We start from the raw sequence: 13,591 nt of genomic DNA on the forward strand, positions 1-13,591 counted from the left end.
AAGGGCATCGTGTCGAAAACGCGGGACGGCAGGCACAATACGCGGCGATGCTGCCAAGCTGCGCCGTGTTCGATATTCGAACGGGCCGATACCGCGATACCGCATCACCGAATTCGCCTCTTCGATGCTTTCATGAACCACACTATCCCCGACCGCCCCGCCCCTCTCGCGTCTACACCAAACTCACCGCGCTTCCTGCTGTTCCTGATCTGCCTGTTCGCCTCCGCCGGGCAACTCGCGATCGACATCTACGTGCCCGCGCTACCCGCGATGGCGCGTTTCTTCGCGACTTCGCCTCAGGCAATCCAGTCGAGCGTTTCCGGCTACATGGCGGCTTACGCGCTAGGCCAACTCGTCCTCGGGCCTGTAGCCGATGCATACGGGCGCAAGCGCGTGCTGGCTTTCGGCCTTGTCATTTTCACGATCGGCTGCCTGCTGTCGCTCGCGGCGCCGAATCTGGAGACCTTCCTCCTCGCCCGTTGTCTGCAGGGCTTAGGCATCGCCGCCACCAACCTGCTCGCGAAGGCGATCATCACCGACTCATTCTCCGGGCAGACGCTGATGCATGCGTTCACCTACATGGCAATCGCGTGGGGGCTTGCGCCGATCGTGGCGCCCGTGATTGGCGCCCACCTGCAGACGTGGTTCGGCTGGCAGGCCTGCCTCGTCTTCCTGCTCGTCTATTCGCTTGTAATGTGGGCGGTGCTCTGGCGTTATCGCGAAACGTTGCTGCGCCCGGTGCGCCTGGAGCCGCGCACCCTGATAACGAACGCGGGCAAGGTGCTCTCGAGCCCGGTGTTCCAGAGCTGCTTCCTCGCACAGGGCCTGTGCTACAGCATCTTGCTCGTATTCAACATCATCGGACCGTTCATGGTGCAGAACACGCTGCACAAGCCACCGACCTATTTCGGCTACCTCGCGCTCGGCATCGGGATGATGTATTTCCTGGGCGGCCTGTCGAACCGTGTGCACGGCCCGCGTCTGCCGACCGCGGAGCAGCGGCTGTACATCGGTGCTCGCGTGATGGCGGCCGCTTCGATTGCGATGCTGCTGCTTGCGCTGACGGTCGGCCTGCGCGTATGGACGCTCGCGACACCCGTGCTCGTGATGGGGTTCTGCGCAGGCGCGATGTATCCGACGTTGATGGCCAAGGGCAATTCCCTGTTCCCGCACATCGCGGGCCTGACGAGCGCGATCCTCGGGTGTGCACTGCTGCTCGTGTCATCCGCGATGATGGGACTCGCCGGCTTCTTGTCGGTCCAGGTCCTGACGCCGCTCGCGGTGTTCTTCGTGATCCTCGCGTTCGGTGTCGTCTGGATGGTGACAAAACTTCTGCGACATCTGGCGCAACTGCAGCCCGACGCAACCGTGTGCCGCAACGGCAAGGTGGCGTAGCGCGTCACTCGGGGCCGCGCAGGCGATCCGTTTCAGACATCGCTATCGAAGCGTTAAGAAAATTAACGCCAGTAACGAAATCAAACGTTCCGTTGCTTTCCACCTCCGGCCGACTTCACGCATGAAAATTTCCAGAAGCCTTACCCCATAAGGCTCCTGGAAATTGGCACGGGCCTTGCAATTACTCCTTCGTCTTAACGGAGGATTCATGCTCGAAGCCGGCTTGACAGCAACCGTCTCCATGCACGTGCGCGACGCAGATCTTGCATCGGCATTTGCTGAGACCGAAGTCGAACACTACCCCCATGTGCTATCAACGCCAGCCTTGCTCGGGCTGATGGAGCGCGCGTGCGCGAAAGCCATGGTATCCGCGCTCAGCGAGGGGCAGCTGTCGGTAGGGGTGAACACGGACATGTCGCATACCCAACCTACCGCGCTCGATGTCCTGGTGAGCGCGACCGCGACGCTCAGCAAGGTCGAAGGCGCGCTCTACTGGTTCGATGTCGAAGCGGCTGATCCTGCGGGAATAGTCGCAAGAGCAAGACACGCCCGAGCCATTGTCGATCACGTCCAGATCGAGCAACGCGCCGAGCGGCGCCGCATCGCATAAGCCCTCCGTTTCCGCCATCCCAATCACAAAAAGGTTGATTCATGGATTTGCATTCGGTGCGGCCGTCCTCGGCCGTTTATCTCGACGAGCAATTCGAAACATTGCCATTGCCCGACGTGCGTGCCCTCCAGGACGGCCTGTGGACCAGGCAATGGGACTACATCCGATCAATGTCCGCGTTCTACCGCAGCAAGCTTGCAAAGTGGATAGACCACGAGGTGACGCTGGATTCACTTGCCGAGCTTCCCTTTACGGAAAAGGACGAACTCCGGGTCAGCCAGGAGAACGCTTCGCCATACGGCGACTACGCGGCGTGCGGTGAAGCATCGGTGTCTCGTCTGCACAAGACATCGGGGACGACCGGCAGCCCGCTCGTCCTGGGCAATAGTGCACGCGATTCCCAATGGGTCGCTCGCGCCGGCGCACGGTCCATGTGGGCGGCAGGACTGCGGCCGACCGATCGCGTCGTGCATTGCCTCAACTACTGCATGTGGACAGGCGGCTTCACGGATCACACCATCCTTGAAGCAGCGGGCGCCACGGTGATCCCGTTCGGCGTTGGAAATACGCGCTTGCTGATTGATTCAATCCTGAGACTCGGCATCAACGCCATCTCGTGCACGCCGTCCTATCCCGGTCTCATTGAGCAGGTCTTGCGCGAGCTGGATGGCGTGGGACCACGTGATCTGAAGCTCACCCTCGGCCTCTTTGGCGGCGAGGCCGGGCTCGACAATCCGGACCTGCGTGCGAGCATGGAAGAGAAATGGGGATTCAAGGTACGCAACGCGAACTTCGGCTTATCCGAAATCCTGAGCATTCTCGGTGGCCAGACGGACTGGACCAATGACCTGCTGTTTCACGCAAGCGATGTTGTTTTCGCAGAAGTCATCGATCCCGCGACGCTGCAGCGCCTGCCGATCATCGAAGGGACCGTTGGAGAACTCGTCTGCACGCATCTGCGCAAGGAGTGCCAGCCGCTCGTCCGTTATCGCACCCGGGATGTGGTCACGGTCACCGGTACGGACCCTGGTCCTGACGGTCGGACCGCATGGCGTTTTCGCGTAACCGGTCGCACCGACGACATGTTCAACGTGCGTGGCGTCAACGTATTCCCGAGTGCGGTACGGGTGGCCGTGGAGTCTTTGCCGCACCTCAGTTCCGGCATGTTCCGGATCATGCTCAAGGGTGACGGGCCCTATGACCGCATTGCCATGACCGTGGAAGCGGCCGAAGGCGTGTCCGCCGGTCGCTGGCCGGACGCTGCCGCTGAAATCGAAGCGGCCATCCGCACTCGCGTTGGCTCAACCGCCATCGTGACCATGGTCCCCTTCGAACACTTTCCACGCACGGAAGGAAAAACCCGCTGGATCGAGAGGATGCCGAAATGAGCTACGTAACGATTGTCAGACACGGAGCCGTAAGCGTCGTGACGCTTAACCGGCCCGAGCGGCTCAACGCGATCAGCGGTGACCTGCTTGAGGACTTTCATCACGCGCTGAAGCAGGTCAATGATGACGCAGCCGTTCATGCAATCGTCATTGCAGGTGAAGGCCGTGCGTTCTGCGCAGGCGATGACCTGAAGGAATTCGATCAACAAACGGAAAGCGATGCCAGTATCCGAAGTCACATTGACCGCATTCAGCGCATCACGCGGGATCTCATGTTCAACGACAAGCCAGTCATTGGTGCGATCCACGGATTCGCGGTGGGCGGTGGCTTCGAGTGGCTGCTGAATTGCGATCTGGTCGTCGCGGCCGACGATCTCGTTTGCTTTTTCCCGGAGATGGCCTGGGGCCAGTTCGTCACGGGTGGCGTCACCTGGCTCCTGCCACAGGCAGTCGGTTATCAGCGCGCGATGGAATTATGGCTCCTGGGTGAGCGGCACAGCGCGCAGCAACTGCACGCGATGGGTATCGTCAATCGGGTCGTCACGCGCGAATTGCTCGTGGGCACCTCGATCGAACTCGCGCAACGCGTGGCGGGCCTTTCGCGACTGTCCGTATCGAAGCTCAAGCGGCTCGTGAACCGCGACCTGTCAACCACGCTTGCTCATAGTCTCGATCTCGAAGCCGAAGCGACCATCGACGCATTCAAGAATCCGGATGCCGCACAGCGGGTCAGCGCATTTGCAAAGAGAAAATCGCCATGAAGATCCAGGCCCTGACGTTCGACTACTTCGGCACACTCGTGGATGTGGACATGGGTGGCACGCGCGGCATGGAGACGGTGCTTGCACGGCTCGGCGTGGAAACGGCAAAGAGTGCCGGCGACATTTACCTGGATTGGGACATCCGCAATGTGCGGCTCTATCGGGGCGGGGCTTATCAGCGGTATCGGGATGTTGCCGAGGCGGCAATGCGAGACTGCCTCGATGCCCTCGAGCCGGGCGCATTGCGGAACCAGAACCTGGCCTCGTTGACCGATCTCTTCCTCACGCACCTGGTGGAATCGTCGCCGGCTCACGGCGACGCAATACCGTTTCTCGAATGGGCCAGCGCGCATTTTCCGCTGATGCCGATCACAAACATGGACAGCGATCTGTGGCAACGCAGCCGCCTGACCCGCTACTTCGAACACGTGACGACCGCCGAGATGGCGAAGGCGTACAAGCCTTCACAGGCAATCTTCGCGCTGGCGCTGGACCGGCTGGGCGTGCCCGCGTCTGACGTGTTGCATTGCTCTCTCGCGAGCTGGGCGGACATCGACGGGGCGAAGCCCCTGGGCATGCAGGTCGCATGGATCAATCGCGGTGGCGAATCGCTTGGCACATGGCAGCCGCGTCCCGACTACGAGTTTTCAGACCTGTCGCCCGTACGGGATCTCTTGCAATCGCTTCGCAATATCAACCTCGGGGAATGATGATGAAAATAGCACGCTCGCTGGTCGCAATGTCGGTCGTGTCGGGCCTCGGCCTGGCGGGAGCGGCGCCGGTATCGGCGGATACCATCGTAAAGATCGGACACGCTGGACCGCTGACGGGTAGCCAGGCACAAAGCGGCAAGGACGACGAACGCGGTGTGCAACTCGCCATCAACGAACTCAATGCGAAGAAGATCAGCGTCGGAGGGCAGCCGGTGACGTTCGAACTGGTTTCTGTCGACGACCAGGCTGATCCAAAGGTAGGCGTGAATGTTGCGCAGCAACTCGTCGATGAGGGCGTGGTGGCAGTCATCGGCCATTACAACTCGGGCGTCAGCATTCCAGCCGCGCGGGTCTACAACGACGCGCACGTCGTCATGATCACGGGTGCATCGTCCAATCCCGCGCTGACCGCGCTCGGGTTTCCCTATGTGTTCCGGCTCGCCACGAACGACAACGAGATGGGCGCGCGCATGGCTGACTATGCGGCCAAGGCGCTTAAGGCCAAACAGGTTGCCGTGATCGACGACAGGACCGCCTACGGCTCGGGTGTGGCCGACGTATTCGTCAAGCAGGCCGGGAAAGATGGCCTGAACGTCGTGGCCCGTGAATACGGCACCGATAAAAGTACCGACTTCAAGGGCATCCTGACCCGCATCAAGGCCGAGAATCCGCAGGTTGTTTTTTATGGCGGCTACTATGCACAAGCCGCGTATCTCGCCCGTCAGATGAACGACCTGGGAATGAAGGCAGCGCTGGTCGGTGGAGACGGAATCTGCTCGCCGGAATTTGCCAAGTTGTCGAACAATGCGCTCGATAACCGGATGTTCTGCGCCCAGGGCGGAGAACCGCTAGATAATCTGCCGGCCGGCAAGACGTTTCGCGAAAAGTTCAAGAGCACATTCGGTGCCGATGTCGACACCTACGCGCCGGCATTCTATGCGGCTACTCTGGTGATTGCGCAGGCCATGCAGAAGGCAAATTCAACGTCAGCGCCGGTGTTTTCCAAGGTAATGAGCGAGTCGGCTTTCGACAGCATGCTCGGGCCGGTCAAGTTCGACGAGCATGGCGACTGGGTTCATGCGCCAGTGACCGTGTATCGATTGACCGGCGGAAAACTGGAACCGCTGGCTGCGCAGTAAAGGCTTAAGACAGGGGCCAATCTCCTGACCGCTGTCGAGGCGGTCTTTTTTTGAATGCAGCGCATGTTGTACGCGACGAACTTTTTTGCCGTTGGTACCTTCTCTGGGGAACAACCATCGTGAGTTCGATCATGAACAGGGAAGGCCATCAAACAGGTGTCGAGGTTCATGCGCTCGTGGCTGCGCTGGCCGATCCGGCCTGGCAGGAAGCGCGCGATCGCGTAGCGTCGCATTCCGACATCCTTGTGCGAGTGCTCGACGGCAGAGGCGTACCGCTCGATCCGGCGTTCGCGCTTTCGGCGCAGGACGAAAGCACCATCCGTGCGCTGGTGGAAAGCGGGACCATTGATACACAACCCGTCGAGATCGGCTCAGCGTGCGCGACGCGTTTTGTCTGTGGCGCAGAACGGATCGTTATATTTGTGTCGAGCGGCGGATCATTGGACCGACCGGATCTCGCCACAATCTGCGGCCTGCTGCAAAGCGTCCTGGAAGTCGTGGTGCAACGCCATGCCGAGCTCGCAGCACACGAAACGCTGATCGACGAGCAGAGGGCGATCATCGATCACATTGGAGATGGCCTGATGGTGGTGGCACGCGGCGGCGTCGTGCGTCATGCCAATACCGTCGCTGGGCGCATTCTTGGCATCGACCCGGTGCAGGCGATCGGCCAGCCTTTGGAGAAGCTCATCGATTTTCAGCCGATCATCGGCCCGATCTTCTCCACGGGCGTGGGCTACGTCGACCGGGAACTCATCATCGATTCGCCGGCGCGTCATCTTCATCTGCTTGATACGGCGATTCCTATTAAAAATGCGTGCGGCCGGGTGGTGTCGGTCGTCAATACGTTCCGCGAATTCAAGCGCATTCGCAAGATCGTCGGCAAGTATGCCGGCAATCATGCGCGCTACACGTTCGAGAATATTGTCGGTCAGAGTGCTGGACTGCTGAACGCGGTGGCGTCCGCGCGGAAGGCCGCACGGGGCGCAGCGAACTTACTGATAAGCGGAGAAAGCGGTGTTGGCAAAGAGGTGTTTGCGCAGGCGATCCATAACGAGAGCGAGCGGCAAGGGCATCCATTTGTCGCGATCAATTGCGCTGCGTTACCGCACGACCTGATCGAAAGCGAGCTTTTCGGCCACTTGCCCGGAAGCTTTACGGGTGCGACGCGGGAAGGCCGGCCAGGCAAGTTCGAATCAGCCGACGGCGGAACCGTGTTTCTCGATGAAATCTCGGAATTGCCGCTGGACGTTCAGGCAAAGCTGCTGCGCGTCTTGCAGGAGCGCGAGGTAACCCGGCTGGGCGACACGCGAGGCATACGGATCGACGTGCGGATTATCTGCGCGAGCAATCGCGACTTGCAAGCGATGGTCCACGACAAGACGTTCCGCGAGGATCTCTATTACCGCTGCAATGTCATTGATATCCTGATTCCGCCACTGCGGCAACGCGTTGACGACATACCCGTTCTTGCGAGCTTTTTCGTAGCCAAGTACGCCGCGTTGCTGCGAAAGAACATATACGGCTTCTCACCGGGTGCAATGCAGCAACTGATCAAGTACAGGTGGCCAGGCAATGTTCGTGAGCTCGAGAACTTCGTAGAACGGGCGATGAATTTGCACGACGACCCTTATATCAGCGACGTCAGTGCGTTGATAGCCGGCACTCGGGGACTCGATCAGAAAAGCGGCAGCCTCGACAAGGCTGACCCCGTGGGCGTCGTGTCACTTGCAGAGGCAGAACGCCTGGCTATCGAACATGCACTGAGCGCTTGCGGGTTCAATATGACCCGCTGCGCGACCATGCTCTCCGTGTCCAAGCCGGCGCTCTACGCGAAGCTAAAGCGCCACGGCATCAGGTTACAGCGGACCATCAGGTTATCCGACTAGTCGGCGATCTCGACCTTTGATCGTAAGGTCTTGGAACACGAATATCGAGCGCTGCAACAAGACCGCTTTCGAAATACAGCGGTCGTTCATTTTTATTCGGAATCGGCAGGCGTGCATCTCTGAAGAGCCAGGACCAAACCGGACGCGCTTAGCCGCGGCTCACTCCCGTAGAAGCCGCTTTTGCAAGCGCGTGCCGTTGATCGGGCAGGAATAGTGAAAGCACTCCGCCAACAACCAGCAACACCACGTTGCAGCCGAGCGCGACGGCAAATGCGTGACCGAACGCGGCTGCTCCGCGACCAGCGCCAAGCTCGGTATAAAACACGCCGCCGATGACCGCAACGCCAAGCGCCGACGCGATCTGAAATGTCGAGATGACAATTCCGGAAGCAAGGCCCGCATGCTTCGGCGCGACCCCGCCGATCACCGCCTTGATGACCGACGGCATGACCGTGCCAAACCCCAGCCCGGCGATCGCGAGACCGATATCAAGCCTGCCTGCCAGCGTTCCTGCCACCGCAAGGAGCGCGACACCGAACCCGACCGCCTGCAGGGCGAAGCCGACCGTCAGTGCGAACTTGCCAAGCCGTGCCATGACATGAGCGGAGGCAAGGGACGCGAGGAAATAGGGGACGGCGTACGGCAACGTCGCCAACCCCGCTTGCAGCGGCGAGAGATGCAGCCCTCCTTGCAGGTACACGGAGAAGGTCAGGTAGAACGACGAGAGCGTATACAACGCGAATGCCATGGCGACGCCGACCGCGAAACCCGCTTCGCGGAAGAGCGCGAATTCGACAAGGGGCGAACCACCCCTCGCGGCCAGGCGCGTTTCGAAGCGCACAAATAGCGTGAAGGCAAACGGCGCTGCGACGAGCATCGCGATAATCCACATCGGCCAGCCGGTTTCCCGTCCTTCTACGAGCGGATAGACCAGGAGCCCCAGGGCAACCGAGAGCAGCACAACGCCGCCAATGTCCAGCCGTTGCGCGTGCTCGGCCCGCGAGTCACGCAGAAATGCAAGACCGCCGACGAATGCCACGAGACCGATAGGCACATTGATCAGGAAGATCGCCTGCCAGGTGAATCCCAACGGATGCAACGATACAAGCGCGCCGCCCAGCACCTGGCCGCAGATGTTCCCGAGGCCAAACGTCGCGCCATAGAGCGCGAGTGCGCGCCCCTGTTCTGCGGGAGGAAACAATACGCGGATGGAGGCCAGCACCTGAGGCGCCATGACGGTCGCGGTCAGGCCCTGCAGGATGCGCGCAGCAACGAGCGCGGAAGCGGACGGCGCGAATCCGCACAATGCCGACGCGAGTGTGAAGCCGGCAACGCCGGTCACGAACATGCGCTTGCGGCCAAACAGATCTCCGAGCCGTCCGCCGGTGATGAGGAAAACTGCGTAGGTTGCCGCATACGCCGAGATGATGAATTCGATCTCACCAGACGTGGCGCCGAGGTTCTGCCTGATCGAAGGGAGTGCAAGGTTGACAACGTTGAAGTCGAGGATCGGAAGGAACGCCCCCGTCAAGAGGACGGGTAGCGCGAGCCAGCGCCGTGGGTCAGCTGTGTGCGTGTCGAGCGAAGAAAGCTGGCGCGCTTTGTCGAGTGTGCTCATGGGTGTAGTCGTTCGTCGAGTGGATACGGGGGCGCGAGGATCGGCCGGCCCGGTGATCGGTGAAGACGACTATGCGGTACTATTTCTCATAGCTCAACGGGATGTCTGAATATATCAGTGATAACGTTTGGAGATGAATAAGATGGCAACACTCGATGTTGACGCGGTGCGCGCCTTCACACTCGTCGCGGACTTTCAGAGCTTCACGCGTGCCGCAGAGGCAATGGACACAACGCAGGCCGCGATCAGCATGAAGCTGAAGCGGCTGGAGGACCGGCTCGGCCACAAGCTGATTGAACGCACGCCGCGGCGGGTGCGGCTGTCCGCGCGCGGAGCCGCGTTCCTGGATGTGGCACGCGAGTTTGTCGCGGCGCATGAGCGCGCCCTCGCGGGACTATCGGGTACCACACGGCGCCTTGTTCTTGGCATCAGTGACCATGTTGCAGGTCCCGACCTGCCGCTACTGCTCACGCGGCTGCATGCCTACGATCCCGCATTGCTGATCGAGGTCCAGATCGAATCGTCGCGCGAACTGCTCGACGCGTTCGAGCGCGGCAAGCTTGACGCTGCGATCCTGCGTCGCGAGGACGATAGCCGCAACGGCGAGGTGCTCGCGCTGGAGCCGCTGGGCTGGTTTGCATCGCCCGGCTTTGTGCATCGGGAAGGAGGACCGCTAAGGCTCGCGTCGCTCTCGGCATCGTGTGGAATCCGCAGCGTGGCAACGCGCAGGTTGGATGCAGCGGGGATTGCCTGGACCGAGGTGTTCATCGGTGGAGGTACGGCGGCCGTCGCTGCTGCGGTGTCAGCCGGACTGGCCGTGGGAGCGTTCGCGCATCGGGTTGCGCCGCTTGGTGTCGTCGAGGTCGGCGCGGTGCTGGGCCTGCCTGCGCTTCCTTCGTCGGAGATTGTGCTGCATTCGAGTCTCTCGGATTCGAAGTCGCGCGAGGCCTTGCGCACGGTTGCAGCGGCATATAGGGAGCATCGATCGACGATGCAATAAACGGCTTGCCCGAGAGTCGAATGAGGTAGCCGGTATGCGCCTTCCTAGTCGATGGGCTCAACAAGATGCGCTCTATTGGCGGGCGTGACTCACACATTCGCCAATCGTTCGATGACCAGATCAAGGAGCGCCCGCAGTCTTCCCAGCCGGCGGAGGTCGCGATGGTACCCGAACCAGACATCGCGGCCGGGTGGCGCGTCTCCAAGATCCATGCGGTGTATGCCGGCCGTATTGTCGCCCAGCGCGCAAGGGAGGACCGCTAGTCCGCCGCCTTCCGCACACATCCGGGCTTGCGCGCCGCGGTTGTTGCTGCCGAACGCCACTTGCGCTTTTGGCAGCACGCGTCTCACCCAGTCGACGTCGGGCAACGTTCCAAACGCGCTGTCCATGGTGACGAGGCGGTGACCCTCACCGTTGCCGGCTTGCGGCGGAACCATGTTGACCGGTCCGTACAGCGCGTAGTCCATATGCATGAACTTGCGCTGAATCACGTCGGCTTCTTCGAACTGCGTAATGCGAAACAGCAGGTCCGCGTCACGCCTTGCAAGACTGAATTGGCGTGAATCCGTAACCAGCTCGATGCTCACGCGCGGATTCGCCCTCAGGAACTCGGCGAAGAGTGGCGTCAGGACATGAATGCCAAACCAGTCCGACGATGAAACCCGCAGCACACCGCTCAGGTGCAGTTCCTTGCCGGCCAGCGAGCGCTCGAACGCGAGCGCGTCCTCCTCCATACGCTCGGCATGCGTCAGTACGGCTGCGCCTTCATCCGTCAGAACAAACCCGTCGGTGGTGCGCTGAAACAGGGTCTGGCCGACCGCCGCCTCGAGTGCCCGTAGCCGCCGGCCCATCGTCGGTTGTGTCTGACCGGTCTGTCTTGCAGCCGCACCAAGCGAACCCGTGCGGGCAATCGCCAGGAAAATCCGAACATCGCCCCAGTCCATTTTGCCCCATGCATAAACGTTTGGTCGTCGTGCAATAACGTCGATTTACGTAATTTCCTGCATGGACGAATATGAATCAAGCAAATTCGCTCGATTCCCCGGCTAAACATCATGAACATGCAAGCGCTGGTTCTGAACCGCTATAACGGTCCGCTTGAACTGACGGACATTCCTCGTCCAGGCGTGCAACCCGGGCAGGTGCTGGTCCGTATCAAGGCGAGCGGCCTGAATCCGCTGGACACCAAGATTCGCGCGGGCAGCGCAGCGCATGCCAGACATCCGCTGCCGCTGGTGCTGGGTATCGATATGGCGGGTGTGGTCGAAGCAGTCGGGCAAGGCGTCACTCAGTTCAAGGCGGGTGATGAGGTGTACGGAATGACTGGCGGCGTTGGCGGCATCCAGGGGTCACTCGCTCAGTTCGCAGCAGTAGACGCACGACTGCTCGCGTTAAAACCGTCCAACCTGTCGATGAAAGAAGCCGCAGCCCTGCCGCTCAGCTTCATCACTTCTTATCAGGGGATTGTGGACAGGGGGCAGTTGCAAGCGGGTCAGACAGTGCTTGTACAGGGCGGAGCCGGTGGCGTCGGACACGTTTCGGTGCAACTCGCGCAGGCATTGGGTGCTCACGTCTTTGCGACGGTGAGCAAAGGTGACGCCGAACTCATGGCGAGTTATGGCGCGACCGCTATCGACTATCGAGAACACTCGGTCGAGCAATACGTTCAAGAGCACACGGGCGGAGAAGGTTTCGATCTGGTCGCCGACACGGTTGGCGGAGCGACGCTGGATGCATCATTTGCAGCGGTCAGGCAGTTCGGGCATGTCGTGAGCGCGCTAGGCTGGGGGACTCATGCTCTCGCGCCGTTGTCATTCCGCGAAGCAAGCTACTCCGGCGTATTCACGCTCTCGCCGCTGCTCACCGGCAAGCACCGTGAGCATCATGGAGAAATACTCCAGATAGCAACGCGGCTGGTCGAAGCAGGAAAACTGGTGCCCAGAGTGGATCCCCGTAGTTTCGACCTGACTAGCGCGGACCTCGCTTATCAGGCTATTACAGCGGGAACCACCAAGGGAAAAATAGTCGTCGACGTTCAATAGCGGCTCAGGCAGCAGGCGAGTAAACACAAAGCAGGCTTTCCGGGCCGGCCGCCGCGTTCGTCCGGCACTTAACCCGCGCCGTGCCGCACCCACGGCGACAGCCTGAAAATGCCTTAACGCGCTAACGCGGCATTCGCCGGTCGTGCAAACCGCTTGGCACCGATCACGCACAGCACCACGGCCGTTGCGACCGCTACCATCGGCCAGCCGACTGGCTCATGCAACAACGTGGCGGCAAGCACAAGTCCGAAGAAGGGCTGAAGCAATTGCAACTGCCCCACCGCCGCAATACCGCCCTGAGCCAGGCCGCGATACCAGAAGACGAAGCCGATCAACATGCTGAACAAGGACACGTAGGCAAGGCCCATCCATGCCGGTCCTCCCACGTCCGCCCACGACGACGGCATGGTGATCAACGCCAGCGGCGCCATGATCGGCAGCGACAAAACCAGCGCCCAGGAGATCACCTGCCAGCCGCCGAGCTTGCGTGAAAGCCTGCCGCCTTCGGCATAACCGAGCCCGCAGACGACAATGGCCGCGAACATCAGAGAATCGCCGACAGGCGACGCCCCGGTCCCCCGGGCCAGCGCAAAACCCGCTACGAGCAACGCGCCGAACCCGGAAAACAGCCAGAACGCCGGGCGTGGATGTTCGCCTCCGCGCAGCACCCCGAAGATGGCGGTCGAAAGCGGCAGCAAGGCAACAAAGACAACCGAGTGAGCAGCGGTGATGTGCTTGAGCGCAAGGGCGGTCAGCAGCGGGAAGCCGATGACGACGCCGCACGCCACCACCGCGAGCGAAATCAGGTCGCCCCGCTCGGGCCGCTTTTGCCGGAACACAAGCAAGAGCGCAAGTCCCAGCAAGCCCGCAATTCCCGCTCGCGCGACCGTGAGGAAGACCGGGTCGAAGGCTGCGACCGCTACCCGAGTCGCGGGCAATGAGCCGCTGAAAATCAGCATCCCGAGGAAACCGTTCATCCATCCGCTTGCCGTCTTGTCCATCATGCTCCCCTATTTTCAGCTAGCAGTATCGGCCC

12 protein-coding genes are annotated in these 13,591 nt (G+C 61.1%); 9 read left to right on the forward strand and 3 right to left on the reverse strand.

Annotation, left to right across the window (positions count from 1 at the left end; all coding sequences use genetic code 11):
- The first annotated feature begins 132 nt into the window (after positions 1-132).
- From AWB69_RS36230 to AWB69_RS36260, 7 genes are all read left to right on the forward strand, one after another.
- Complete coding sequence (locus AWB69_RS36230; protein ID WP_062091600.1) at positions 133-1,395, forward strand: multidrug effflux MFS transporter; 1,263 nt, start codon at positions 133-135, stop codon at positions 1,393-1,395.
- Positions 1,396-1,603: 208 nt separating this feature from the next.
- Entirely contained in the window at positions 1,604-2,005 is a 402-nt protein-coding gene (locus AWB69_RS36235) for a thioesterase family protein (RefSeq protein WP_062091601.1), read from the forward strand.
- 41 nt (positions 2,006-2,046) lie between these two features.
- Entirely contained in the window at positions 2,047-3,393 is a 1,347-nt protein-coding gene (locus AWB69_RS36240) for a phenylacetate--CoA ligase family protein (protein ID WP_062091602.1), read from the forward strand.
- On the forward strand, positions 3,390-4,154 hold the full coding sequence (locus AWB69_RS36245; RefSeq protein WP_062091603.1) for an enoyl-CoA hydratase/isomerase family protein: 765 nt from the start codon (positions 3,390-3,392) through the stop codon (positions 4,152-4,154). Before AWB69_RS36240 ends, AWB69_RS36245 begins: the two co-directional genes overlap by 4 nt.
- The gene (locus AWB69_RS36250; protein WP_062091604.1) at positions 4,151-4,864 is read left to right on the forward strand and encodes an HAD family hydrolase; all 714 of its coding nucleotides are present in this window, start codon (positions 4,151-4,153) and stop codon (positions 4,862-4,864) included. The genes AWB69_RS36245 and AWB69_RS36250 overlap by 4 nt, the downstream gene beginning before the upstream one ends.
- 2 nt (positions 4,865-4,866) lie before the next feature.
- A complete protein-coding gene (locus tag AWB69_RS36255) occupies positions 4,867-6,006 on the forward strand; it encodes a branched-chain amino acid ABC transporter substrate-binding protein (RefSeq protein ID WP_062091605.1) in 1,140 nt (379 codons plus the stop codon).
- 119 nt (positions 6,007-6,125) lie between these two features.
- Positions 6,126-7,895, forward strand: a complete 1,770-nt coding sequence (locus tag AWB69_RS36260; RefSeq protein ID WP_331712709.1) for a sigma-54 interaction domain-containing protein — start codon at positions 6,126-6,128, stop codon at positions 7,893-7,895.
- A gap of 148 nt (positions 7,896-8,043) precedes the next feature.
- Here the strand turns inward: AWB69_RS36260 and AWB69_RS36265 are convergent, their stop codons facing one another.
- Positions 8,044-9,513 (reverse strand): MFS transporter, encoded by a 1,470-nt coding sequence (locus AWB69_RS36265; RefSeq protein ID WP_062091607.1) that lies wholly within the window; start codon positions 9,511-9,513, stop codon positions 8,044-8,046.
- 142 nt (positions 9,514-9,655) lie between these two features.
- Here AWB69_RS36265 and AWB69_RS36270 point away from each other — a divergent pair, with 142 nt between their 5' ends.
- The gene (locus tag AWB69_RS36270) at positions 9,656-10,513 is read left to right on the forward strand and encodes a LysR family transcriptional regulator (protein WP_062091608.1); all 858 of its coding nucleotides are present in this window, start codon (positions 9,656-9,658) and stop codon (positions 10,511-10,513) included.
- Between the two features lie 89 nt (positions 10,514-10,602).
- Here AWB69_RS36270 and AWB69_RS36275 read toward each other — a convergent pair whose 3' ends face one another.
- A complete protein-coding gene (locus AWB69_RS36275) occupies positions 10,603-11,457 on the reverse strand; it encodes a LysR family transcriptional regulator (protein WP_062091609.1) in 855 nt (284 codons plus the stop codon).
- 111 nt (positions 11,458-11,568) lie between these two features.
- Here AWB69_RS36275 and AWB69_RS36280 point away from each other — a divergent pair, with 111 nt between their 5' ends.
- Positions 11,569-12,555: a zinc-dependent alcohol dehydrogenase family protein gene (locus tag AWB69_RS36280; RefSeq protein ID WP_062091610.1), complete on the forward strand. Its 987-nt coding sequence runs from the start codon at positions 11,569-11,571 to the stop codon at positions 12,553-12,555.
- A 113-nt stretch (positions 12,556-12,668) separates the two neighbouring features.
- Here the strand turns inward: AWB69_RS36280 and AWB69_RS36285 are convergent, their stop codons facing one another.
- A complete protein-coding gene (locus AWB69_RS36285) occupies positions 12,669-13,556 on the reverse strand; it encodes a DMT family transporter (RefSeq protein WP_062091611.1) in 888 nt (295 codons plus the stop codon).
- Positions 13,557-13,591: the final 35 nt, after the last annotated feature.

The sequence above is a fragment of the Caballeronia udeis genome (assembly GCF_001544555.2).
GTDB lineage: Bacteria > Pseudomonadota > Gammaproteobacteria > Burkholderiales > Burkholderiaceae > Caballeronia > Caballeronia udeis.

Bases quoted from the DNA above. Each gene is read 5' to 3' on its own strand.
- AWB69_RS36230 (WP_062091600.1), top strand. From the start codon at position 133: ATGAACCACACTATCCCCGACCGCCCCGCCCCTCTCGCGTCTACACCA.
- AWB69_RS36235 (WP_062091601.1), top strand. From the start codon at position 1,604: ATGCTCGAAGCCGGCTTGACAGCAACCGTCTCCATGCACGTGCGCGAC.
- AWB69_RS36240 (WP_062091602.1), top strand. From the start codon at position 2,047: ATGGATTTGCATTCGGTGCGGCCGTCCTCGGCCGTTTATCTCGACGAG.
- AWB69_RS36245 (WP_062091603.1), top strand. From the start codon at position 3,390: ATGAGCTACGTAACGATTGTCAGACACGGAGCCGTAAGCGTCGTGACG.
- AWB69_RS36250 (WP_062091604.1), top strand. From the start codon at position 4,151: ATGAAGATCCAGGCCCTGACGTTCGACTACTTCGGCACACTCGTGGAT.
- AWB69_RS36255 (WP_062091605.1), top strand. From the start codon at position 4,867: ATGAAAATAGCACGCTCGCTGGTCGCAATGTCGGTCGTGTCGGGCCTC.
- AWB69_RS36265 (WP_062091607.1), bottom strand. From the start codon at position 9,513: ATGAGCACACTCGACAAAGCGCGCCAGCTTTCTTCGCTCGACACGCAC.
- AWB69_RS36270 (WP_062091608.1), top strand. From the start codon at position 9,656: ATGGCAACACTCGATGTTGACGCGGTGCGCGCCTTCACACTCGTCGCG.
- AWB69_RS36275 (WP_062091609.1), bottom strand. From the start codon at position 11,457: ATGGACTGGGGCGATGTTCGGATTTTCCTGGCGATTGCCCGCACGGGT.
- AWB69_RS36280 (WP_062091610.1), top strand. From the start codon at position 11,569: ATGAACATGCAAGCGCTGGTTCTGAACCGCTATAACGGTCCGCTTGAA.
- AWB69_RS36285 (WP_062091611.1), bottom strand. From the start codon at position 13,556: ATGGACAAGACGGCAAGCGGATGGATGAACGGTTTCCTCGGGATGCTG.